This is a genomic window from Noviherbaspirillum cavernae (assembly GCF_003590875.1).
In the GTDB taxonomy this organism is placed as follows: Bacteria; Pseudomonadota; Gammaproteobacteria; order Burkholderiales; family Burkholderiaceae_D; genus Noviherbaspirillum; species Noviherbaspirillum cavernae.
This window is the reverse complement of the sequence record NZ_QYUN01000002.1, coordinates 3,786,860-3,810,276: the sequence shown is the minus strand read 5'-3', so window position 1 is coordinate 3,810,276 and position 23,417 is coordinate 3,786,860. Positions and strand designations below refer to the sequence as shown.

General features: G+C 59.3%; 23 protein-coding genes. 19 read left to right on the top strand and 4 right to left on the bottom strand.

The window, feature by feature from the left end:
- The first annotated feature begins 7 nt into the window (after positions 1-7).
- Genes D3870_RS17990 through D3870_RS17975 form a run of 4 tightly spaced genes read left to right on the top strand, consistent with a single transcriptional unit; the run spans position 8 to position 2,656 of the window.
- Entirely contained in the window at positions 8-877 is an 870-nt protein-coding gene (locus D3870_RS17990) for a DUF4123 domain-containing protein (protein WP_119741291.1), read from the top strand.
- On the top strand, positions 859-1,581 hold the full coding sequence (locus tag D3870_RS17985; RefSeq protein WP_119741289.1) for a DUF3304 domain-containing protein: 723 nt from the start codon (positions 859-861) through the stop codon (positions 1,579-1,581). Before D3870_RS17990 ends, D3870_RS17985 begins: the two co-directional genes overlap by 19 nt.
- Positions 1,578-1,991, top strand: coding sequence for a DUF2235 domain-containing protein (locus D3870_RS17980; RefSeq protein ID WP_119741287.1), 414 nt, complete (start codon positions 1,578-1,580; stop codon positions 1,989-1,991). Before D3870_RS17985 ends, D3870_RS17980 begins: the two co-directional genes overlap by 4 nt.
- 5 nt (positions 1,992-1,996) lie before the next feature.
- Positions 1,997-2,656, top strand: a complete 660-nt coding sequence (locus tag D3870_RS17975) for a DUF3304 domain-containing protein (RefSeq protein ID WP_119741285.1) — start codon at positions 1,997-1,999, stop codon at positions 2,654-2,656.
- Positions 2,657-2,718: 62 nt separating this feature from the next.
- Here D3870_RS17975 and D3870_RS22865 read toward each other — a convergent pair whose 3' ends face one another.
- The gene (locus tag D3870_RS22865; protein ID WP_242490098.1) at positions 2,719-2,919 is read right to left on the bottom strand and encodes a hypothetical protein; all 201 of its coding nucleotides are present in this window, start codon (positions 2,917-2,919) and stop codon (positions 2,719-2,721) included.
- Between D3870_RS22865 and D3870_RS17970 the strand changes: the two genes are divergently transcribed.
- The 3 genes from D3870_RS17970 to D3870_RS17960 all read left to right on the top strand — a co-directional run bounded on the left by D3870_RS17970 (position 2,893) and on the right by D3870_RS17960 (position 6,226).
- Positions 2,893-4,758, top strand: coding sequence for a T6SS phospholipase effector Tle1-like catalytic domain-containing protein (locus D3870_RS17970; RefSeq protein WP_242490023.1), 1,866 nt, complete (start codon positions 2,893-2,895; stop codon positions 4,756-4,758). The two genes, D3870_RS22865 and D3870_RS17970, sit on opposite strands and share 27 nt — an antisense overlap.
- Before the next feature lie 137 nt (positions 4,759-4,895).
- Positions 4,896-5,738 (top strand): hypothetical protein, encoded by an 843-nt coding sequence (locus D3870_RS17965; RefSeq protein WP_119741281.1) that lies wholly within the window; start codon positions 4,896-4,898, stop codon positions 5,736-5,738.
- A gap of 281 nt (positions 5,739-6,019) precedes the next feature.
- Entirely contained in the window at positions 6,020-6,226 is a 207-nt protein-coding gene (locus D3870_RS17960; RefSeq protein WP_147375824.1) for a hypothetical protein, read from the top strand.
- Positions 6,227-6,237: 11 nt separating this feature from the next.
- Here D3870_RS17960 and D3870_RS17955 read toward each other — a convergent pair whose 3' ends face one another.
- Both D3870_RS17955 and D3870_RS17950 read right to left on the bottom strand, forming a co-directional pair.
- The gene (locus tag D3870_RS17955; RefSeq protein WP_119741277.1) at positions 6,238-7,005 is read right to left on the bottom strand and encodes a 5'-methylthioadenosine/adenosylhomocysteine nucleosidase; all 768 of its coding nucleotides are present in this window, start codon (positions 7,003-7,005) and stop codon (positions 6,238-6,240) included.
- A 653-nt stretch (positions 7,006-7,658) separates the two neighbouring features.
- Positions 7,659-8,534: a LysR family transcriptional regulator gene (locus D3870_RS17950; RefSeq protein ID WP_119741275.1), complete on the bottom strand. Its 876-nt coding sequence runs from the start codon at positions 8,532-8,534 to the stop codon at positions 7,659-7,661.
- A 142-nt stretch (positions 8,535-8,676) separates the two neighbouring features.
- Between D3870_RS17950 and D3870_RS17945 the strand changes: the two genes are divergently transcribed.
- From D3870_RS17945 to D3870_RS17915, 7 genes are all read left to right on the top strand, one after another.
- The gene (locus D3870_RS17945; protein ID WP_119741273.1) at positions 8,677-10,197 is read left to right on the top strand and encodes a CoA-acylating methylmalonate-semialdehyde dehydrogenase; all 1,521 of its coding nucleotides are present in this window, start codon (positions 8,677-8,679) and stop codon (positions 10,195-10,197) included.
- 129 nt (positions 10,198-10,326) lie between these two features.
- Entirely contained in the window at positions 10,327-11,994 is a 1,668-nt protein-coding gene (locus D3870_RS17940) for a GMC family oxidoreductase (RefSeq protein ID WP_119741271.1), read from the top strand.
- A gap of 173 nt (positions 11,995-12,167) precedes the next feature.
- A complete protein-coding gene (locus D3870_RS17935) occupies positions 12,168-12,938 on the top strand; it encodes an ABC transporter ATP-binding protein (RefSeq protein WP_119741269.1) in 771 nt (256 codons plus the stop codon).
- Positions 12,938-13,645: an ABC transporter ATP-binding protein gene (locus D3870_RS17930; protein ID WP_119741267.1), complete on the top strand. Its 708-nt coding sequence runs from the start codon at positions 12,938-12,940 to the stop codon at positions 13,643-13,645. The genes D3870_RS17935 and D3870_RS17930 overlap by 1 nt, the downstream gene beginning before the upstream one ends.
- A 65-nt stretch (positions 13,646-13,710) precedes the next feature.
- On the top strand, positions 13,711-14,919 hold the full coding sequence (locus D3870_RS17925; protein ID WP_119742319.1) for an ABC transporter substrate-binding protein: 1,209 nt from the start codon (positions 13,711-13,713) through the stop codon (positions 14,917-14,919).
- Positions 14,920-15,180: 261 nt separating this feature from the next.
- The gene (locus D3870_RS17920) at positions 15,181-16,065 is read left to right on the top strand and encodes a branched-chain amino acid ABC transporter permease (RefSeq protein WP_119741265.1); all 885 of its coding nucleotides are present in this window, start codon (positions 15,181-15,183) and stop codon (positions 16,063-16,065) included.
- Between the two features lie 28 nt (positions 16,066-16,093).
- The gene (locus D3870_RS17915) at positions 16,094-17,077 is read left to right on the top strand and encodes a branched-chain amino acid ABC transporter permease (RefSeq protein WP_119741263.1); all 984 of its coding nucleotides are present in this window, start codon (positions 16,094-16,096) and stop codon (positions 17,075-17,077) included.
- Between the two features lie 59 nt (positions 17,078-17,136).
- Here the strand turns inward: D3870_RS17915 and D3870_RS17910 are convergent, their stop codons facing one another.
- A complete protein-coding gene (locus D3870_RS17910) occupies positions 17,137-18,309 on the bottom strand; it encodes an iron-containing alcohol dehydrogenase (protein ID WP_119741261.1) in 1,173 nt (390 codons plus the stop codon).
- Between the two features lie 266 nt (positions 18,310-18,575).
- On the opposite strand from D3870_RS17910, the gene D3870_RS17905 reads away from it, so the two are divergent.
- The 5 genes from D3870_RS17905 (at position 18,576) to D3870_RS17885 (ending at position 23,413) form a co-directional block, all read left to right on the top strand.
- Positions 18,576-19,277, top strand: a complete 702-nt coding sequence (locus D3870_RS17905) for a hypothetical protein (protein ID WP_119741259.1) — start codon at positions 18,576-18,578, stop codon at positions 19,275-19,277.
- Between the two features lie 131 nt (positions 19,278-19,408).
- Positions 19,409-21,334, top strand: coding sequence for a tRNA uridine-5-carboxymethylaminomethyl(34) synthesis enzyme MnmG (mnmG, locus tag D3870_RS17900; protein ID WP_119741257.1), 1,926 nt, complete (start codon positions 19,409-19,411; stop codon positions 21,332-21,334).
- A gap of 13 nt (positions 21,335-21,347) precedes the next feature.
- On the top strand, positions 21,348-21,998 hold the full coding sequence (gene rsmG / locus D3870_RS17895; protein ID WP_119742317.1) for a 16S rRNA (guanine(527)-N(7))-methyltransferase RsmG: 651 nt from the start codon (positions 21,348-21,350) through the stop codon (positions 21,996-21,998).
- A 3-nt stretch (positions 21,999-22,001) separates the two neighbouring features.
- Positions 22,002-22,634 (top strand): leucine efflux protein LeuE, encoded by a 633-nt coding sequence (leuE, locus tag D3870_RS17890; RefSeq protein WP_119741255.1) that lies wholly within the window; start codon positions 22,002-22,004, stop codon positions 22,632-22,634.
- Between the two features lie 8 nt (positions 22,635-22,642).
- The gene (locus tag D3870_RS17885) at positions 22,643-23,413 is read left to right on the top strand and encodes a ParA family protein (RefSeq protein ID WP_119741253.1); all 771 of its coding nucleotides are present in this window, start codon (positions 22,643-22,645) and stop codon (positions 23,411-23,413) included.
- Positions 23,414-23,417: the final 4 nt, after the last annotated feature.

Below are 23,417 nucleotides of genomic sequence, written 5' to 3'. Positions count from 1 at the left end.
CATATCCATGGCAATTAATCGATATCCCTCCGATTGGTACGGCACATTGACCATGCGCCTTGCGGAGATTGAGCGGCAATTCCCCGATGCACACATCCATGCCTTGATCGAGGGCGTCCTGGCTGATTCATGCCATTCATTCCTGAAGCGATCAACACGATTGCCATTCGTTGCGCTCTATGCCAACACGGCTTCCGCAGATGAAGAAACGCTGTCGATCTCGCCGCTTCTGGTCGAGTACAGGGCGAATGAACATGACACATGGAACACGCTGCTCAAGAAGACCAGCGGTGTGCCGGCATTGAGTCTCATCGTGACATCCGAATCAATCACACAGCTGGCGACGAGACTCACGCCATGGTGCATCGTCGATGCAGGCGGACATCACCTCGCATTATCGTTTGCCGACACGCGCATCCTGCCCGTGCTTTTTGCGGCGGTGACTCCGCAACAAAAAGCGCAGTTATGCGGTCCGGCCAACTGCTGGCAATATGTCTCGCGCACGGCGGAATGGGAAACCTTGTCGTTGCCGGAGACAGGATTGCCACCTGCCGACGAAATCATTCTGAGCGAAGGGCAATGCACGCAATTGATCGATGCGGCGGAAGCAGATGGTGTGCTGTATCAGTTGCGCGCGCATTCGGCGAATCTGGTCGATTGCCACACGCCGGCACGCGCGCACGAAATCGTGTCTCGCTGGCTGGCCTGTGCGGATCACGCAAGGATTGAAGCGGCTTCGGAACGCATGCGCTTGTGCGAACTCGGTTTCACTCATCCAGAGCTGGAACGCAATCCGCGTGTTGCAGAATGGCTGGCCATGCCGAGCGTGGCAATGACCGTTGAAACAATGCGCATGAAATGGATGCAAACCTCGTGATCGCACACGCAACCCAAACCCTTTCGAACACTTTGCAATTGAGAACCATGAAGAAAACAAGCATTCGTTTGGCAACCCAAGTCTTGCGCGTCATCAGTCTGAGCACCGTGCTGGCGGCATGTTCGGCCATCGGGCCGCAGAAGGAGGCGCGCTCCGGCGTGGGGGTGCACTCGATTAACTACTCAGGGAAGGAGCTTAGTTATGTGGCAGTGGAAGATCCCAAAAACCCGAACAACGGCGGTGGTGGTGACGCCCTGAACCCATACGGTGGCGGGCGATCCACCATATGCTGCTTCAGCATTCCGGACAAATGGCATCCCGACTTGCAAGTCATTGTCGAGTTCCGGGTGTATCCGGAAAAAGAGACCCGCCGGGTACTGGTCAATGTGCCGCAATACCGCAAGCCCGACGACATCTGGATCATGGTGCATGAAGGCGGCGAAGCGGAGGCGGTGATCACCAGTACGGAACCCGGCCATCCGGACTGGCCGGGAAGAATGAAAGATTGGCCGGTGCCTTCGAGGGAATATCGGTTGAAGGTGTGGGGAGAGAAATTACGGCGAGAAAAGGCGGAACTGACCGCGATGGAGAAGGCACTGCAAGGAGATGTTAGTGACCTATCGCCAAGGGAGCTTGAACGACTAAAGCGAGCGATTGGATATTCCAAGAACGAGATCAAACGATTAGAAGGGGTCAAACCATGACGGCATACCTCGCAGCTTCATATCCTTCAAAGGCGATAGACCCAGCCAATAAAGAACAGTTCTTTGAAGAGAAAAAAGAAATCCCGACAATTAATGAATTTATCCATGCTCGCGAATGCTCCGACCACACCGCCTTCCCGCCCAGCTGCGACGTCAACCTGTTTTTCGGCGTCTTCTTCGACGGCACCAACAACAATTTGAAACGCGATGAAAAGGAGCATGTGCACAGCAATGTCGCGCGCCTGTTCCGAGCATTTCCCAACAATGGCAATAACGATGAGCCACGCGGAGACGGATGGAGCGATCCAGGCAAGTACTACAACTTCTACCGCACCTACGTTCCAGAGCTGGAACGCAAACCCTGTGATCGCACACGCAACCCAAACCCTTTCAAACACCTTTGCAATTGAGAGTCATGAAGAAAACAAGCATTCGTTTGGCACGCCAAGTCCTGCTCGTCATCAGTCTGAGCACCATGCTGGCGGCATGCTCGGTCATCGGGCCGCAGAAGGAGGTGCGCTCCGGCGTGGGCGTGCATCCACTTAACTATTCGGGGCAAGAACTCAGTTACCTCGCGGTGGAAGACCCTCAAAATCCGAACAACGCGGGTGGCGGTGCGGCATTGAATCCATATGGCGGTGGGAGAACGACCATGTGCTGCTTCGGCATTCCATCCAAATGGCGTCCCGACTTGCAAGTCATTGTCAAGTTCCGGGTGTACCCGGAGAAGGAAACCCATCGGATACTGGTCAATGTGCCGCGTTACAGCAAACCTGACGACATCTGGATCATGGTGCATGAAGGCGGCGAAGCGGAAGCGGTTATCTCGGACACGGAACCCGGCCATCCGGACTGGCCGGGAAAAATGAAAAATTGGCCAGAGCCTTCGAGGGAATATCGGTTGAAGGTGTGGAGACGGAAAGTAGATGAACATAGGGCATATATCACCGAAGGTACACAAAGAATGAATAGCCTCACCTTTGAGTCCTATACCAAAGAAGCAAAAGAGAGATTACGGAAAAATCTTGAATACTCAAAAGCCGAACTCGACTATCTGCTGAAAAACAAACCATGAGCGCTTTACTTGCAAGCATATTCCCTTCTCTAGCTACGGATCCGTCCGCAGCAACCAGTGCGTTAACCCCTATTTCTCTTTTCTCCGAAGAAGAGCGAGACCGAATTAAAGAATTTATCCGTGCTCGCGAATGCACCGACCACACCGTCTTCCCGCCCAGCTGCGACGTCAACCTTTTTTTCGGAGTCTTCTTCGACGGCACCAACAACAATCTGGAACGTGATGAAAAGGACCATGTGCACAGCAATGTCGCGCGGTTGCATAACGCATTTCCTGATAATGGTACGGACGGCCTTTCCAAAAAGACCGCATGGAGTAATCCCGGCAAGTACTACAACTTCTACCGCACCTACGTTCCCGGTGTCGGCACCCCATTCGATGAAGTCGGCGACACGGGGGAAGGCTCGATGCGCACCCAGGGCCTGGCCTTTGCCTACATGGGCGAGAACCGCATCATTTGGGCCCTGGTCGAGATGATCAACAACGTGCATCGGTACTACCGCAAGCAAAAGCTGATCGACACCGACAAATTCAAGGCCTCTTTCAACAAGCTGACCCTGCCCGATTTCGGCGAGACACACCGCTTCGCGCCTTCCTTCAACGAATGGAATGAACAGGCCACCCCCTGCCAGCGGATGACAGCTCTCTTCACGGCGGTCCTGAAGGATCTGCACATGGCCCTGCAGATGTATGTGCCGGTCGACGAGGCCGGAAAGAGCAAGGACCACGGCAAGGTCATCAACATCTTCCTGTCGGTATTCGGCTTCTCGCGCGGCGCGGCAGAGGCACGGGCGTTCGCGAACTGGTTGACGTGGCTGTGCAAGCTGGATGCGGAGATCAGCGGCCGGGCCGGCCTGTCGCTGGGGACGATTCCTGTCACCTTCGATTTCATGGGACTGTTCGACACCGTGGCGTCGGTCGGACTGGCCAGCTCGGCGCCTGTGCCTGGTTCGCACGGTCACTACGGCTGGGCCGACAGCGAATATTCCCTCAAGATCTGCGACCCCGCTCCCGCGCAGTGCCTGCATCTGGTGTCGGCGCACGAGGTGCGGCGCTCGTTTCCGCTGGACTCGGTGATGTACGAGGGGACGCTGCAGCCCAACTGCACGGAGATCGTCTTCCCTGGTGTGCATTCCGACGTCGGCGGCGGCTACAAGCCGAGAGAGCAGGGGCGCGGCAAGGACGAGGAAGGCGCGGACATGCTGTCGCGAATCACACTGGCGACGATGTATCGCGCCGCGCGCCTGGCCGGCGTGCAGCTGAAGCTGGAAGAAGCGCCGGAATCGGTCAGGCGTTCGTTCCGCGTCGATCCGGGATTGATTCAAATGTTCAATGCCTATATCGCATCGTGCACTCCCGTGACGGAAAAGGATGCACCGGTATCGATGCCTTTGCACGTGCTGATGGCGCAGCAGCACAGGCTTTACATCCAGTGGCGCAAGAAGATGCTGGGCAGGATGGCCTCGCTCAAAAGTGTTCAGGACAGCGACGGGCCCGATCGCGAGGACATCACCGCCGCCGACCGCGAACTGGTCGATGAAGTCGCGCGATTCGATGCATGGCGCGATCGCAATCCCTACCAGGATAGCGGATCGCAGCCATATTCATGGTCGGAATGGGAAAGCGTGGCCGCATTTTGGGATGCCCCCGCGCCGCCGGCATCGGTGACCGATCTGTTCGACCAATACGTGCACGATTCGCGCGCGTGGTTCAAACCCTTTGGCAAGGATGCCTCCGAGGTGCTGTTCCAGATGGAGGAACTGGCGACGCGCAAGGAAGCGCGGATCGAATGGAAGAAAAACCCCGTGGGGAAGGAACCGCCGCCACTATCGAATGCGGAAGAAAGGCGCGTCGCGAAGTATCTGCCCTACCGGGGTCAATCGAACGCCATGGATGGAATCGATTTCGAGTCGCGCGGACGCGAGGGAGAGCTTCTCGGCGGCGGATTTCTGCGTTACCGCAAGATTTACATGGGATCGGACAGGTACAAGCCCTCCGGCGCGGTATATGCAGGTTTGCGTCCTGTCGAAGGAATTGGCGGCCGACGGCTGGCGGCAAACGGCGCAAGGGAAACGAAGAGTGCCGTATCTGAAACTGTGTGAGTCCGATGTCCTCCGGATAGAAAAATACCGTTTGCAAGTGTTGCAAGCGCAGTGCAGCGGCAACCAGCTCGCCATTCTCTGTCCTCGAAGAGTGATTTGCTTTTAAGCGAACTTATTCCATTGACTCTCATATCCAAATGAAAATCCAATTTCTGATTCGACTCTGTTTTGCTGGTGTAGCCTTTGTTTCATCCTCTACCTACGCCGAAAATTCCGACGACCTGCGTCAAGTGGAGCGATACATCCGTTGCTTTGACGACCAGCAACACAAAAGTGAGTGCGTAGAAAAATTGGCGGACGAGAAAACGCCTTTTGCGCTTGTCCAACGCGGGTACGAGTTACTTTACAAACAAGGCAGCAAAGCACAGCAGACGGCAAACAGAAAGCAGGCTATCGACGACTTCATATGGGCGGCCGAACAAGGCTATCCACCGGCATATCAGGCTCTAAGTATCGTCACTGAAGGCAATCACGAACATATGTTGAGTTGGTCGGATTCCGCCATTCGGAACGGGATGGGTGGAAATGCAAAGTATTTGCTCAGATCATTAGGTACTGGCAGCAATCTGGATACGTCGGTACATCTGACTTTGTATTCATGGGTAGCCTGTCATCCTGCGTCGTTTCAAGACACAAACGTGTTTTACCGGATGTGGGAATTTGGAAAAAAGAACAGCATTAGCGACTTTCAAACCCTATTGGCGCGTTATCGGGCATCGAACGACCAATGGATGCACATGAAGAAGGAAAACTTTTTGCAGTCGTGCGCGAAGGGAACCCACTATTTCCGCTATGACCTGCCCAGGGAACAAGTCATAGAAGGCATGCAGCGTGTGCGTGAAAAATTCCGGCATACCCTGGAAAGAATCAAGTGGTCTTACGATAGATTTCCTGATCTACGCCTGCTCACCCGCACCGAGTATTTTGATCTGTTGCCGGAGATTGAAGATGACACAACTATTGAGTGGACCTCAAAGTAGTTTGTGCTGTGTGTCTGGTCGGTATGCCACTAAAGTCGAAGGCGCCGGAATCGACCAAGCGTTCGTTCTGCGTCGATCCATGTCTGATACTGGTGTTCAATGCCTGCATCGCATCGTGCCGCCCTAGCACTACTAACAGTTGTTCTTTTCTGATTTCCCCCTAGGATACCGACTGCCTATTGTATCGACAGTATTGTCAACTTCGACCTCCATTCACACGCAATACCGGCACATGACAAGCACACACAACAAGAATTCAATCGCTTACGTTTAGGATGAAAATGAGTTCCGATATCTTGCTGGTTCGCGATGGCGACTGTTTTCGGATACTGCATGGCTACTTGCGCCTGGTCGCCGTGTTGAGCATGGAGACGGAAGTGGCGGCCGATATCAAGGGGGAACACGGCAGGGCGATGATCCTGCGTACCGCGGACGGCTTGCGGGTGGAGAAGGACAGCGTGCGCCTGCCGCTCCTGCTGCAGGAGTAGGCGGCAACCCCTCATCCGTTGGCGCACAGCCGCCTGACGATGCCGAACGCGTAGCGCGATGCGACGCGTTCGATGAATTTCAGGAAGTCCACCGGCGCGTCTTCATTGGCGGCATCGGAGATCGTTCTGATGACCGCATAGGGCACGCCGAATTCGAAGCAGACCTGGGCGACCGCCGCACCTTCCATTTCGACGGCCTGCAGTTCCGGCAATGCCGTTTTCAATTCCTCCAACCGCGTTCGCTTACTGATGAATTCGTCACCGCTGGCAATCAGGCCCTGGTGGATGCGCGGCCGGTGCAAGCGGAACGCGTCGCGGTCGGCGATGTCGATCACGGCCGGGAAATCCTGATCGAGAAAATCACCGGCCGCCTGCAGCAGCTGATCGGTCAGGCGCTGGTCCGGGACGAACAGTGATTGTCCCGTCAGCGGCACTTCATGGCGCGGGAAAAGGGGCGAGGCGTCGAGGTCATGCTGCACCAGTTGCCGGGCGATCACGATATCGCCTACCCGCACGTCACGGTCTCCCGCGCCGGCCACGCCGGTGAACACGATATGCGTCACGCCGAAACGCTCGATCAGGGTGGCTGCCGTAGCGGCAGCAGCCACCTTGCCAAGGCGCGACAGCACGCATACGCAATCGATATCCCACAGACTGCCTGTCACGTAGTCGCGCATGCCGCGGCGGATGGTGTGCGCATCAAGAAGATTGTCAATCAGGCCAGCCTGTTCCTGATGCATGGCACTGATGATGCCGAGTCGAATGGGGGAAGGGATCATTTTCGTTATCAATTTTTTATTTCTGAGCAGGAATATCGGCGGCTGGTGGCAAGAACAAGAGGTTTGAGGTTTTTAATTAGATGTTTATATATATAAATAGTAGTAATGGTTAACACAGCCCTTCTTCTGTGGATAAGTCGGTAAACGCAATAGGAATCAAGGCCTTGCAGATTTCATAAGCGCTTGAATAATGCCTGTATGAAAGAAGTACAGTTTCTGGACAAAAAAAAAGATGGGAATATCGCGTCGCTTATCCCCGACTCATCCTCCCGATATCCATAGAGTTATCCACATTGTTGAAAGACGTACTGCTTTTCAGAAACAAGAAGGCATTGCAAAAAGGGAAACGGAATTTTTGAAATAGTGATCCGAAACGGTTACGTCAGGGCTGGCATCTGCGGCAGGAAAGCTCTTCGGGGTTTTAAATCTGTATTCAATATATAAAAATAGTAGTAATAGTTAACGTTCGCCCTTTTCTGTGGAAAAGCCGGTAAACGGGAAAGTAATCAAGGACTTGGCTGCGGGATAAGGCCTGAATAATGGCTGTATGGGCAGGGTACGGTTTCTGGACAAAAAAATCGTCTGGCCGTTTGTTCTGCCTTTTCCCCAGGCGATCCAGAGGATATGCAAAGACTTGTCCACATCCGGCGCCGTCAGCTGTGCCACAAGGCTTGTAAAAGTGAAAACACGGCGGCAATCGTCGGTTCGTTTTTGCGTTTTGCCAGCGTGATGAAGGACAGCTCCATCGGCAGGCTGACCGCGTCAGCGATGACGAGGCCGTGCGCATGGGCTTCGCGCAGGGCGATCGATTCCCGCACCAGCGACAGGCCGACGCCGGATTTCACGAGATCGAGCATGGAGGGTTCCTGATCGACCAGCGCGACCTTGTTGGGCGTCACCTTGCATTGGGCGAAGGTCCTGGTCAGCAGGCGGTTGTGCGCGGATTCCGGCGGCGTCCAGATCCATGGCAGTTTCGCCAGCGCGGCCCAGTCCTTGCCGGCGACGCGCGTCTTCCAGCCGTGCGGCGCGACCACGTTGTAGGTGAAGGAGGTGAGCGTCTGGTAATGGAAATCCTTGCCGGGCTTGCCGAGGTAGTAGCCGACGTCGAACTGGCCGCTCCTGACTTGCTGCAGCACCCAGCCGGACATGCCTTGCTGCAATTGGGTGGAGAGCTGCGGGTAGGTTTCGACCAGACGCTTCAGGAATGCGCCGAGGCGGATGAATTCCGGGTCGAGGATGGTGCCGATCGCCAGCGTGCCGGACAGGGTCGAGTGCAGTGCCTGCGCGCCTTGCCGGAATTCGCCCAGGCTTTCCATCACGCGCTCGGCGAAGGGCAGCAGCTTGGCACCGTCGTCGCTCAGGGCCATGCCGCCGGCGGTGCGCGAGAACAACTGCAGATTCAACTCGTTTTGCAGCGACTTGATCTGCAGGCTGACCGCCGGTTGCGTCAGGTGCAGGCGCTCGGCGGCGCGAGTCAGATTGCCTTCGCGCGCGACGGTGACGAAGGCGCGCAATTGATTGAAATCCATGCCGCTTCCCTTGCTGAGTTCGCTTGCTGAGTTCCCTTGAATTATAAGTTTCCCTTATATTGCATTTGATAATAACTCATTGGATTTCGCCATCCGCTGGTTATATTCTGGTAAAAACAGTCAAGTTACCAAAGGAATCCTTATGACAAAGCTTTCAGCACAGGCCATCGAACATTACATCGACGGTCGCGTAGTGGCCTCGAGCAGCGGCCGCCGGCAGGATGTCTTCAATCCCGCCACCGGCGAGGTGAGCGGCCAAGTCGCGCTGGCCAGCGTGGAGGAAGTCAATGCGGCGGTCGCCTCCGCCAAGGCGGCCGCGCCGGCATGGGCCGATACCGCGCCGCTGAAACGTGCCCGCATCCTGTCGAAGTTCAAGGACTTGATCGAGCGGCATCACGACGATCTGGCCGCGGCGATCACGCGCGAGCATGGCAAGGTGTTGTCGGATGCGAAGGGCGAGGTGACGCGCGGGCTGGAAGTGGTGGAATTCGCGACCGGCATTCCGCAATTGCTGAAGACCCAGTTCACCGACAACATCGGCGGCGGCATCGACAACTGGCAACTGCGCCAGCCGCTCGGCGTGACCGCCGGCATCACGCCGTTCAACTTCCCGTTCATGGTGCCGATGTGGATGGCGCCGATGGCGATTGCGACCGGCAATACCTTCATCCTGAAACCTTCCGAGCGCGATCCCTCGCCGTCGCTGATGGTGGCCGACCTGTTGAAGCGGGCGGGCTTGCCGGATGGCGTGTTCAATGTGGTGCAGGGCGACAAGGTGGCGGTCGATGCGCTCTTGCATCATCCCGACGTGAAGGCGGTGTCCTTCGTCGGCTCGACCCCGATCGCGGAATACATCTACACCGAAGGCGCGAAGCGCAAGGGGCCGTATCCGCTGCGGGTGCAGGCGCTGGGCGGCGCGAAGAACCATCTGGTGGTGATGCCGGACGCGAATCTGGAACAGGCGGTCGATGCCCTGATCGGCGCGGCCTATGGTTCGGCCGGCGAACGCTGCATGGCGATTTCGGTGGCGGTCGCCGTCGGCAGCGTGGCCGACAAGCTGGTCGAAGCCTTGATCCCGCGTGTCAAGGCCTTGAAGGTGAAGAATGGCATGGAAGACGATGCCGAAATGGGACCGGTGGTCACGGCCCAGCACAAGGCGAAGATCGAGGGCTACATCGAGGACGGCGTGCGCGCCGGTGCGAAGCTGCTGGTGGATGGACGCGGCTTGCAGGTGGCGGGACATGAAAACGGCTTCTTCCTCGGCGGTTCGCTGTTCGATCGAGTCACGCCGGAAATGCGGATCTATCAGGAAGAAATCTTCGGCCCGGTGTTGTGCGTGGTGCGCGTGCCGGACTTCGCCGCCGCGGTGGAACTCATCAACGCGCATGAATTCGGCAACGGCGTGTCGCTGTTCACCTCGGACGGCAACACCGCGCGCGAATTCTCGCGTCGCATCGAAGTCGGCATGGTCGGCGTCAATGTGCCGATTCCGGTGCCGATGGCATGGCATTCGTTCGGCGGCTGGAAGCGTTCGCTGTTCGGCGACACGCATGCGTACGGCGAGGAAGGCGTGCGTTTCTACACGCGCTACAAGTCGGTGATGCAGCGCTGGCCGGATTCGATCGGCAAGGGCGCGGAGTTCACGATGCCGGTGGCTAAATAAAATCTCCAGATCCCTGTCATTCCGAACGCAAGCGAGTAATCTCGTCACGTGTCTCCACGCGTGACGTTCGGGATTTCCCGCTGCGCCCGCAATGACAGTTCAACGCGGCATCGAAAAAGGAACAGCCCAATGGAATCCGCAGGCAAATACGACTACATCATCATCGGCGCCGGCTCCGCCGGTTGCGTGCTGGCCAACCGCCTCGCGCAGGACGCCGGTGTGTCTGTGCTGCTGCTCGAAGCCGGCCGCAAGGACGATTACATCTGGATCCATATCCCGGTCGGCTACCTGTACTGCATCGACAATCCGCGCACCGACTGGCTGTATCGCACCGAAGCGGATGCCGGCCTGAACGGTCGCAGCCTGATTTACCCGCGCGGCAAGGTGATGGGCGGCTCTTCCTCGATCAACGGCATGATCTACATGCGCGGCCAGGCGCGCGATTACGAGCATTGGGCAGAGCTGACCGGCGACGACAGCTGGCGCTGGAAAGAGGTGCTGCCGGTGTTCCGGAAGAGCGAGGATTACCACAAGGGCGGGGACGAGTTTCACGGCGCGGGCGGCGAATGGCGCGTCGAGAAGCAGCGCCTGTCGTGGGAGATTCTCGATGCCTTCCGCGAGGCGGCGGCACAGAGCGGCATTCCGAAGCTCGATGATTTCAATCGCGGCGACAACGAAGGCTGCGGTTATTTCGAGGTGAACCAGAAGAAGGGCTTGCGCTGGAATACGGCGCAGGCTTTCCTGAAAACGCCGAACGGTCGCAAGGGCCAGCTCGACATCATGACCGGCTGCCACGTCAAGCGCCTGCGCATCAGGCAGACCGACAATGGCCCGCAGTGCACCGGCGTGGAGTTTACCGGCGGCGGCACGGAGTGGTTTGCCGAATCGACGCGCGAGACGATCTCGACGGCGGGCGCAGTCGGTTCGCCGCAACTGTTGCAGCTGTCCGGCATCGGCCCGGCGTCGCTGCTGCAATCGCATGGCGTGCCGGTGATCGTCGATGCACCGGGCGTGGGCGAGAATCTGCAGGACCATTTGCAGCTGCGCATGGCGTTCAAGATCAAGGGTGCGAAAACCCTGAACACGATGGCGAGCAACTGGTTCGGCAAGATGATGATCGGCATGGAGTACGCGTTCTCGCGCAGCGGGCCGATGTCGATGGCACCGTCGCAGCTCGGCGCATTCACCAAATCCGATTCGTCGCAGACGAGCGCCAATCTCGAATACCACGTGCAGCCGCTGTCGCTGGAACGCTTCGGTGAAGCGCTGCATGCCTTCCCTGCGTTCACCGCCAGCGTGTGCAACCTGCGGCCGACTGCACGTGGCCATATCCGCATTGCCTCGGGCGATCCGTTCGCCGCGCCCAGGATCACGCCGAATTATCTGAGCACGCCGGAAGACCGCAAGGTCGCCGTCGATGCCTTGCGCATCACGCGCAATATCGTGGCGGCACCGGCCTTGCAGAAATACGCGCCGGAGGAATTCAAGCCCGGCGCGCACTATCGCAGCGAGGAAGAGCTGGCGCGCGCCGCCGGTGAAATCGGCACCACGATTTTTCATCCGGTCGGCACCTGCAGGATGGGACGCGGCGACGATCCGCTCGCCGTGGTCGACAGTCGTTTGCGTGTAAAAGGCGTGGCCGGCCTGCGCGTGGTTGATGCATCGGTGATGCCGTCTATTACATCGGGCAACACGAATTCGCCCACCATCATGATTGCGGAAAAGGCGGCGCAGTGGATCCGCGGCGAGCGCCTGCAGCCGATACAAACACAGCGCGCGGCCGAGTGTGTGGTGTGATGCGCATCGTGCTTGATGCGGGTCAATCCGCATCGGCCGGTGAACGCATGAATGCTTGCATCCGATCACGGATAATGCACCTCTGGCGCGTCATTCGCCTGCAGATTCACCTCGTCCAAAAAGTTGCTCACGCTTGAAAGGATTGAGGTTAGAATCTTTGCAAGGGAGAAACTATGGCAGATGTGATACTGGAGACAAGGCACCTGACCAAGGAGTTCAAGGGCTTCACCGCGGTCAACGATGTCAACTTGCAGATAGAACGTGGACACATCCACGCATTGATCGGTCCCAATGGTGCGGGCAAGACCACCTGCTTCAATCTGCTGACGAAATTCCTGGTGCCCACCTCGGGCCAGATTCTTTTCAACGGGCGTGACATCACGTCCGCCCAGCCTGCGCAGATCGCGCGCGAAGGCATCATCCGCTCATTCCAGATCTCGGCCGTGTTCCCGCACCTGAGCGTGCTGGAGAATGTGCGCATCGGCCTGCAGCGTCCTTTGGGTACCTCCTTCCATTTCTGGAAGAGCGAACGCACGCTGGATCAGCTCAACGGCCGCGCCATGCAGCTGCTGGCCGAAGTCGACCTGGAAAGCTTCGCCGACACGCTGACGGTCGATCTGCCCTACGGCCGCAAGCGCGCACTCGAGATCGCCACCACATTGGCGATGGAACCGGAGCTGATGCTGCTGGACGAACCGACCCAGGGCATGGGGCACGAGGACGTGCACCGCGTGACGGAACTGATCAAAAAGGTTTCCGCAGGCCGCACCATCCTCATGGTCGAGCACAACATGAACGTGGTGTCGGGTATCTGCGACCGCATTTCGGTGCTGCAACGGGGTGCTGTGCTGGCCGAAGGTACGTATGAACAGGTGTCGAGCAACCCGCAGGTGATGGAAGCCTACATGGGTACCACCAGCGGTGAGTTGGAAGGAGCGCACTGATGACGGCTGCACTCGAAATCAGCAAGCTGCATGCCTGGTACGGCGAATCGCACATCCTGCACGACGTCAATTTTTCCGTGAATCAGGGCGAGGTCGTCACGCTGTTGGGTCGCAACGGCGCCGGCCGCACCACCACGCTGCGCGCCATCATGGGCCTGACCGGCGCGCGCAAGGGCTCGATTCGGATCAACGGTACCGAAGTCATCGATCGTCCGACACACAGGATCGCCCACCAGGGCGTCGGCTACTGCCCGGAGGAACGCGGCATCTTCGCCTCGCTGTCGGCGGAGGAAAACCTGCTGCTGCCGCCGCCGGTGTCGAGCACGGACAAGGGCATGTCGGTCGAGGAAATCTACGCCATGTTCCCGAATCTGGCCGAGCGCCGCATGAGCCAGGGCACGCGGCTGTCGGGCGGCGAGCAGCAGATGCTGGCGGTGGCGCGCATCCTGCGCACCGGCGCGCGCCTGCTGCTGCTGGACGAGATCTCGGAAGGACTGGCGCCGGTGATCGTGCAGGCGCTGGCGCGCATGATCACGACCCTGAAGGCGAGGGGCTACACGATCGTGATGGTGGAGCAGAACTTCCGCTTCGCCGCGCCGCTGGCCGACCGCTTCCTCGTGATGGAGCACGGCCAGATCGTGGAATCCTTCGCAGCATCGGAACTGAATACAAAAATGCCCGTGCTGCATTCGCTGCTCGGAGTGTAAAACCAGACAGTGCGGACCTTGGCTGTTCAAAGGCTGACATTGTTCTATCCAATCAGGAGATGAAGATGAAACTGAAAGCGATGAGTCTTGCTGTTTCCGCCGTCATGGCGTTTGGTGTGGCTGGGTCCGCGTCCGCGCAGGTATCCGGCGATGTGATCCGCATCGGATTTCTCACCGACATGTCCGGCCTCTATGCCGACATCGACGGCCCGGGCGGCGTCGAGGCGGTGAAGATGGCGATCGCCGATTTTGGCGGCAACGTCAATGGCAAGAAGATTGAATTCGTCTATGCCGACCACCAGAACAAGGCCGACATCGCCGCCTCCAAGGCGCGCGAATGGTTCGACCAGCAGGGCCTCGACATGCTGATCGGCGGCACCAACTCGGGCGCGAACCTGTCCATGGCGAAGGTCGCGTCGGAAAAGAAGAAACCGTTCATCTCGGTCGGTGCCGCCTCCTCGCGCCTGACCAACGAGGAGTGCTCGCCGTACACCGTGCACTATGCCTATGACACCGTTGCGCTGGCACGCGGCACCGGCGGCGCGATCGTGAAGCAGGGCGGCAAGGACTGGTATTTCCTGACTGCCGACTATGCGTTCGGCGCATCGCTGGAAAAGGATACCGGCGACGTGGTGAAGGCCAACGGCGGCAAGGTGCTCGGCGCAGTCAAGCATCCGCTGTCGGCATCGGACTTCTCGTCCTTCCTGCTGCAGGCGCAATCGTCGAAGGCGCAGATTCTCGGTCTGGCCAACGCCGGCGGCGACACCATCAATGCGATCAAGGCCGCCAACGAATTCGGCATCACCAAGTCGATGAAGCTGGCCGGCCTGCTGATGTTCATCAATGACGTCCATGCGCTCGGCCTGAACCTGACGCAGGGCATGTACCTGACAGACGGCTGGTACTGGGACATGAATGACCAGACCCGCAAATGGTCGAAGCGCTACTTCGAGAAGATGAAGAAGATGCCGTCGATGCTGCAGGCAGGGGACTACTCAGCGACGGCGCATTACCTGAATGCGGTGAAGGCGATCGGCAGCGACGATGCCGACAAGGTGATGGCGCAGATGAAGAAGACGAAGGTCAACGACTTCTTCGCGACGAATGCCGAAGTCCGCCCGGATGGCCGCATGGCGCACGACATGTACCTGATGGAAGTGAAGAAGCAGTCGGAGTCGAAGTATCCGTGGGATTACTACAAGGTGGTGCAGACCATTCCCGCCGGCCAGGCATGGACCACCAAGGCGGAATCGAAGTGCGCGTTGTGGAAGTAGGCGTTCGGCTGTTTGACATCGCGTAATCCGTAATACAACCCGTGTGCAGTTCCCTCTCCCTTGCTGGGGGAGGGCCGGGGTGGCGGCAGGGTGTTCGATCATCGTTAATGATTGACCGGAACGCTATCCCCATCCCGACCGTTCCACCGATCCGCTTGCACGCAGATCGGATTCGGGGGACGCAAGGCAAGCTTTGCGAAGCCCTGCTCTGATTTCCCTGCAAGGGGACGGAGCCAACCTACACTCGCTTTCAAATCATCTATGGAAATTTTCGGCATCCCGCTGCAAGCGATGTTGAGCCAGCTGTTGCTGGGACTGGTCAACGGCTCGTTCTACGCCATGCTGTCGCTGGGGCTGGCGGTGATCTTCGGCCTGCTCAACGTGATCAATTTCGCGCATGGCGCGCTGTACATGATGGGCGCGTTCCTCGCCTGGATGGGGCTGAACTACCTCGGCATCGGCTACTGGCCGATGCTGCTGCTGGCCCCTCTCGTGGTGGCGGCCTTCGGCATCGTGATCGAGAAGACCATGCTGCGCTGGCTGTACAAGCTGGACCACCTGTACGGCCTGTTGCTGACGTTCGGCATCACGCTCATGGTGGAAGGCCTGTTCCGCTCCTTCTACGGCGTCTCCGGCCAGCCGTATTCGGTGCCGGAAGCGCTGACCGGCGCCTTCAACCTCGGCTTCATGATCCTGCCGAAGTACCGCGCCTGGGTGGTGGTCGCCTCGCTGGCGGTGTGCCTCGCCACCTGGTTCGTGATCGAGAAGACGAAACTGGGCGCCTACCTGCGCGCCGGCACCGAGAACCCGCGGCTGGTGGAGGCGTTCGGCATCAACGTGCCGCTGATGGTGACCCTGACCTACGGCTTCGGGGTGGCGCTGGCGGCCTTCGCCGGGGTGCTGGCGGCGCCCGTGATCCAGGTCTCGCCCTTGATGGGCAGCAACCTGATCATCGTGGTGTTCGCGGTGGTGGTGATCGGCGGCATGGGCTCGATCCTCGGCTCGATCGTGACCGGGCTCGGACTGGGCGTGATCGAGGGCCTGACGCGGGTGTTCTACCCGGAACTGTCGGCCACGGTGGTGTTCATCATCATGGCGATCGTGCTGATGATCCGGCCGGCCGGGCTGTTCGGCAAAGAGAAATGAGCAAAGAGAGAAACAAGGGGAGTTGGTGATGGACAAGAGAGTCGGATATGCAATCGCAGTGGCGGCCGCCGTGGCGGCGCCATTCTTCCTGTACCCGGTGTTCCTGATGAAGGTGCTGTGCTTTGCGCTGTTCGCGTGCGCCTTCAACCTGCTGATCGGCTTCACCGGCCTGCTGTCGTTCGGCCATGCCGCCTTCTTCGGCGGCGCCGGCTACGTCGCCGGCCATGCGCTGAAGGTGTGGGGTGTGCCGTTCGAGCTGGGCCTGCTGGCCGGCACGGCGGCGGCCGCCGCCATCGGCCTCGTGATGGGGGCGCTGGCGATCCGCCGCCAGGGGATCTACTTCACCATGATCACGCTGGCCTTGGCGCAGATGCTGTACTTCGTGTGCCTGCAGCTGCCGGCCACCGGCGGCGAGGACGGCCTGCAGGGCGTGCCACGCGGCAAGCTGCTGGGGATCCTCGATCTGGGGCACGACCTGACGCTGTACTACGTGGTGCTGGCGATCGCGGCGGCCGGCTTCGCGCTGATCGTGCGCACCGTGCATTCGCCGTTCGGCCAGGTGCTGAAGGCGGTCAAGGAGAACGAGCCGCGCGCCGTTTCCCTGGGGTACGACGTCGACCGCTTCAAGCTGCTGGCGTTCGTGCTGTCGGCCGCGCTGGCGGGGCTGGCGGGGGCCACCAAGACGGTGGTGCTGGGCTTCGAGACGCTGACCGACGTGCACTGGAGCATGTCGGGGCTGGTGGTCTTGATGACGCTGGTGGGCGGCCTCGGCACCCTGACCGGGCCGATCGTCGGCGCGATCGTGATCATCGCGCTGGAGAACAAGCTGGGCGACCTCGGCAACTGGCTGGCGGTGACGACCAATGTCGAATGGTTCCGCACCATCGGCGAATCCGTCACCATCGTCACCGGCGCCATCTTCATCGTCTGCGTGCTGGCCTTCCGCAGGGGCATCGTCGGCGAGATCGGGGCGCTGTTCAAACGTCGAGCTGCCCCCTCAAACGCGTCCTAGCACGCTCGCTGGCCATGCTCTGCGCATGGCCAGCGTTATTCCCAAGTATTGCCAAAGTACTACCAAGCTGCGGCGTAAATTGCCCGTGCATCATCCCGCGTCACTTCGCGCGGGTTGTTGATGAGCAGTCGCGTCTGCAACATCGCATCGTCGGCCATGCGGTCGAGATCGGATTCGGCAATGCCGACCTGCCGCAATTGCGTCTCGATGCCGACGCGTTTCGCCATTCCTTCCATTCTTTCGATCAACACTTGTGTACGTGCTTCGACGCTGCCGCTCGCGTCCGGTGCGACGATTTCAGCGAGCTCGGCATACAGGTCGGCCGCATCAGGTGCGTTGAAGCGCAACACATGCGGCAACACGAGTGAATTCGACAAACCATGTGGCACGTGGAATATGCCGCCGATCGGATAGGCAAGGGCGTGCACGGCAGCACACGGGGCATTCGCAAAGGATTGTCCAGCGAGCATCGAACCCAGCAACATTGCCTGACGCGCTGCAAGATTATTGCCATTTTCGCAAACTTCGACAAGATTGTTCACCAACAACATCAACGCCTGTCGCGCCAGCATGTCTGACAGGGGATTCTTCTTGTGTCTCGTGGTATAGGCTTCGATCGCGTGAACCATCGCATCGATGCCGGTCGCAGCGGTGACCTTGGACGGCAAGCCGACAGTCAATTCGGCATCGAGAATCGCGAGGTCGGCGTACAACTGCGGCGAGACGACGCCCATCTTGGTAGTCGCACCGGTTGTGACGATGGAAATCGGCGTCACTTCGGAGCCTGTTCCAGCGGTAGTGGGTACTTGCACCAGTGGCAAGCGGCCGCCCTTGACGTTGCCGATGCCGTACATGCTCTTCAAATCCTGTTCGCTGCCGGCCAGCACGGCGATCAGTTTCGCCACATCCATCGAACTGCCACCACCCAAGCCGATCACCAGATCGATTTCATGCTTGCGCGCATCCGCCACGGCCCGCAAGACCACGGCTTCCGGCGGATCGGCCAGGACGTCGGAAAAAATGCTGACCGTCAAACCAGTATCGCGCAGGCAGGCGATCGGAGCATCGACCAGACCGGTTTTCAGAAAGCCGGCATCCGTCACGATGAGTGCGTGCCGTGCTTTAGGGAAATGCTGAACGACATGCGTGCCGATCCGTTTCGCCGCGCCCGGCTCGGACAAGATGTGAGGGACGGTGCTGAAGGTGAATGCGCTGAACGTTTCCGATGCCATGTTATCTCCTTTAATTTTTGCCTATTGTAGCAAGCAGACATGAGGCCTTGCGCCTGTCTTGCAAGTGCTGCGCGGGCATTTTCATGCAAGCGATTGTTGCCACGTAACAATTGATTTTTCCCTTGGCGATGATTTGTCATGAAAATACGAATATAGCCAAGAAGCAACTTCGAGCTGATTCAGCGCTTGGCCGAGGCGAGTGGCGGCTCATCCGGCATAGTCACTGAAATGTTGTGTTTCACGTGAAACATCGCAAGGGGGAGAGCATGTTTGAAATGGAAGCCATTTACCAGCGAACCCCGATCGGGCGCGATGAGATTTATCACAAGGCACACGGACTGACCCAAAGCGAAAGACGCATCTTGATCACGGTCGACGGCAGTACTCCCTATCGCGGGTTGTGCGCCAAACTGTCAGGTCTTGCGCAAGGGCGAATCGATCGTGCGTTATCGCTGTTGCTGAAGAAGGGGCTGGTCTTTGAGGTGTTGCTGCCGCTGGATAGCCTGATCCTCGAACAATTGGATGAGCAGGTGGTCGACAGATTCCTGCAGCAGGATCCGCTCGATCCGGTTACGATCATCAGCTATGATCCGGAGGAGGATTTCGGTCACTTTTCTGATGGGGTGGCGCAGCCGATGCCAAGGGGCGTGCATGTCGCATTGCCGCAGGAGTCGCCCGGTTTCGGCGGGGTTGCGCCGTTGTTGGTGTCGGCAATTGCGGCAAGTCCCGCTCTTGAGGCGGGGCAAGGTAGTGAAGCCGTGCGGGGTAATACGACTTGCGGTGATGGAATGTCGGGCGCAATGGATTGGGAGTCCGCGCTGCATGGCGCATATTCGATGCCGATCCGCGAAAGATTGAGCCTGACCAACTCACTTGCTCTGATACGGCAATTGCATTGGGGTTATTGGGCGATTGCCATCGGCCTCTGTCTGATCGGGAGTCCCTTGTTCGCGAAAATGATCAGTTGATCTGTTTCACGTGAAACAAATCCGCTCGCTTTGAGGTAATGGGCGCGGCAAGAACGAAAAACACCTTATAATTTCGCCTCCGGCGCGTCGTTGTGCCGCTCTCCAATTTTCACGTCTCTTCGAGGCGAAATATGCTTTTTCCTGTTGAATTCGATGTCATCATCGTCGGTGGTGGTCATGCCGGCACCGAAGCCGCGCTCGCTTCCGCCCGCATGGGGCAGAAGACGCTCTTGCTCACCCATAATATCGAGACCCTCGGGCAGATGTCGTGCAATCCGTCGATTGGCGGCATCGGCAAAGGTCATCTGGTCAAGGAAGTCGATGCCATGGGCGGTGCGATGGCAATCGCCACCGATGAGGCCGGCATCCAGTTCCGTATCCTGAATTCATCCAAGGGTCCGGCGGTCCGCGCCACGCGCGCTCAGGCCGATCGTATTCTCTACAAGCAAGCGATCCGTGATCGTCTTGAGAATCAGCCCAATCTGTGGTTGTTCCAGCAGGCGGTGGATGATCTGATGGTCGAAGGTGATCGCGTCGTTGGTGCTGTCACGCAAGTCGGCATCCGATTCCGGAGCAGGGCGGTGGTATTGACGGCAGGAACATTTCTCGATGGGAAGATTCATGTCGGCTTGAGTAACTACTCCGCCGGCCGTGCCGGTGATCCGCCTGCGATCTCGTTGTCCGCACGCTTGAAGGAGTTGAAGTTGCCGCAGGGCAGGCTGAAGACCGGCACGCCGCCGCGTATCGACGGTCGCAGCATCGACTTCTCGGTCATGGAGGAGCAGCCGGGCGATCTCGACCCGGTTCCGGTCTTCTCGGTCATGGGTTCCGTCGCGCTGCATCCGCGCCAACTGCCGTGCTGGATCACGCATACCAACGAGCGCACGCACGATATCATCCGCAACGGCCTCGACCGCAGCCCGATGTATACCGGCGTGATCGAGGGCGTCGGGCCGCGTTACTGCCCGTCGATCGAGGACAAGATTCATCGCTTCGCCGACAAGTCGGCGCACCAGATCTTCCTCGAGCCGGAAGGCCTGACCACCAACGAGTTCTATCCGAACGGCATCTCGACCAGCCTGCCTTTCGACGTGCAGCTGGAACTGGTGCATTCCATGCGCGGCCTCGAGAACGCGCACATCCTGCGGCCCGGCTACGCGATCGAGTACGACTACTTCGATCCGCGCGGCCTGAAGGCATCGCTCGAGACGAGGGCCATCCAGGGTCTGTTCTTCGCCGGCCAGATCAACGGCACCACCGGTTACGAGGAAGCTGCTGCGCAAGGCATGCTGGCCGGCTTGAATGCCGCATTGCTGACACAGGGTCGTGAAGCGTGGACGCCACGCCGCGATGAAGCCTATCTCGGCGTGCTGGTCGACGACCTGATCACCAAGGGCGTGCAGGAACCGTACCGCATGTTCACCAGCCGCGCAGAATACCGCCTCAGCCTGCGTGAAGACAATGCCGATCTGCGCCTGACGGAAATCGGGCGCGAACTCGGCTGCGTGGGCGACGCGCAATGGGAAGTGTTCGAGAAAAAACGCGAAGCCGTCGCGCGCGAGCTGGAGCGCCTCAAGTCGACTTGGGTCAATCCGCGTCTGGTATCCGAGGCAGAGGCGGAGCGCGTTCTGGGCAAAGGGATTGAGCGAGAGTACGCACTCACCGATCTGCTGCGCCGCCCGAACGTGAGCTACGACAGCCTGATGACGCTCAAGGGCGTCGACGGCCAGGAGCTGGGCGGCCCGGGCGTGCAGGACGGCGCGGTCAGGGAGCAGGTCGAAATTCAGGTGAAGTACGCCGGCTACATCGACCGCCAGGCGAAGGAGGTCGAGCGGCACGATCACTACGAGAGCCTCAAGCTGCCGACCAATCTCGATTACATGGAAGTGCGCGGCCTGTCGGTCGAGGTGCGCCAGAAGCTGAACAAACATCGCCCCGAAACGCTCGGCCAGGCATCACGCATCTCCGGCGTCACGCCGGCGGCGATTTCGCTGCTGCTGGTGCATCTGAAAAAAGGCGGATTCAAGGAATTTGCCGCTGCTCCTGCGGCTGCCTGAGGATCGCCCGCCGATGAAAGCATTTGACCGTGCCGCCTTGCTGCCTGCGCTCGCCGATGGCGCGCGCGTGCTGCAGCTGGACTTGAGCGACGCGCAGCTGGCGCAGCTGATGGATTACCTTGCGCTGCTGGCGAAATGGAATGCGGTCTACAACCTGACCGCGGTGCGCGATCCGGCGCAGATGGTGACCCAGCATCTGCTGGATTCGCTGGCCGTGGTGCCGGCCTTCGCCGCTGCCCGCAACGTGCTCGACGTCGGTGCCGGCGGCGGTCTGCCCGGCATGGTGCTGGCGATCGCGCGTCCCGACATGCGGGTGTCGCTGATCGACACCGTGCACAAGAAGACCGCCTTTCTGACCCAGGCCAAGGCCGAACTGGGCCTTGCGAATGTCACCGTGCACACCGCGCGTGTGGAACAATTGCAGGTCGCGCAGAAATTCGACGTCATCACCTCGCGCGCCTTCGCCGAGCTGGCCGATTTCGTGAACTGGTCCGGCCACTTGTTGCAGGAGGGTGGCCGCTTCATCGCGATGAAGGGCGTTGCGCCGCACGACGAAATCGCGCGGCTGCCGGCTGGCTGGCGCGCGAGCGAGGTCCGTCCGCTGACCGTGCCGGGGCTGAATGCGGAACGGCATCTGATCTTCATCGACAAGCAGGAGCAGTGACACATGACGACCTTGTTTCACACACTCGGCATCACCGATATCTGGCAACTGGTCGCCGCCACCATGGTGTTCCTCATGCTGCCCGGCCCCGGCACCTTTTGCGTGCTGACTTGCGCCGGCCAGCGCGGCTTGCGCGGCGGCTTCGCATCGCTGGCCGGTCTGATGGTCGGCGATGCGGTACTGATGTTCCTCGCGGCGATAGGTGTTGCGGCCTTGCTGCAGGCCAACCCGCTGTTGTTCAAGGGAATGCAGTATCTCGGCGCAGCCTATCTCGCCTGGCTCGGCTTCAGGCTGCTGACTGCAAAGGCGGAAGAGGGCGGCGCCGTCGTGCCCTTCTCGAGCGCCGCCGATTTCCGGCGCGGTCTGCTGGTCACGATGATCAATCCGAAAGCCATCGTGTTTTACATGGCCTTCTTCCCGCTCTTCATCGACCCCGCCATGCATCGCGGGGTCGCAACCTTCCTCTCGATGGGCGCGGTCATTGCGACATGCACGCTGTTCTACGGCAGTCTGCTGGTATTGGTCGGCAACGGCGCTGCCAAGCGCCTCGCGCGCAATCGCCGCATCGCTTCCTTCGCATCGAAGGCGGCGGGCGTGTTCCTGATCGGCTTCGGCATCAAACTCACCACCAACTAGAAAAATTCATGGCCAAAATCTTCTGCGTCGCCAACCAGAAAGGCGGCGTCGGCAAAACAACCACTGCCGTCAATCTTGCCGCCGGACTGGCGCAACTCGATCAGCGCGTACTGCTGGTCGATCTGGATCCGCAGGGCAATGCAACAATGGGCGCCGGCATCAACAAGGCCGAGCTGCAAGCGTCGGTCTACGAAGTGCTGCTTGGCATGTCCGATGTGAGCGCCGCGCGCCGCCGCTCTGAGTCCGGCCGCTTCGACATGCTGCCGGCGAATCGCGAACTGGCCGGTGCGGAAGTCGAAATGGTGGAACTCGAGAACCGCGAAAAGCGTCTGAAGGACGCGCTCCATGCAGTCGATGCGGAATACGACTTCGTGCTGATCGATTGTCCGCCCGCGCTCTCGATGCTGACGCTCAACGGCCTGTGCGCCGCGCATGGCGTGATCATTCCGATGCAGTGCGAATACTATGCGCTCGAAGGCCTGTCGGACCTCGTCAACACGATCAAGAAGGTGCATGCCAAGCTCAACACCGACCTCAAGATCATCGGCCTGTTGCGCGTCATGTTCGATCCGCGCATGACGCTCTCGCAGCAGGTTTCCGCGCAGCTCGAACAGCACTTTGGCGACAAGGTTTTCAAGACCATCATCCCGCGCAACGTGCGGCTGGCCGAAGCGCCGTCCTACGGTATGCCGGGCGTCACCTTCGATCCATCTTCCAAGGGCGCGCAAGCCTACATCGCGTTCGGCGCGGAGATGGTTCAACGAATCCAATCAATGTAAACAT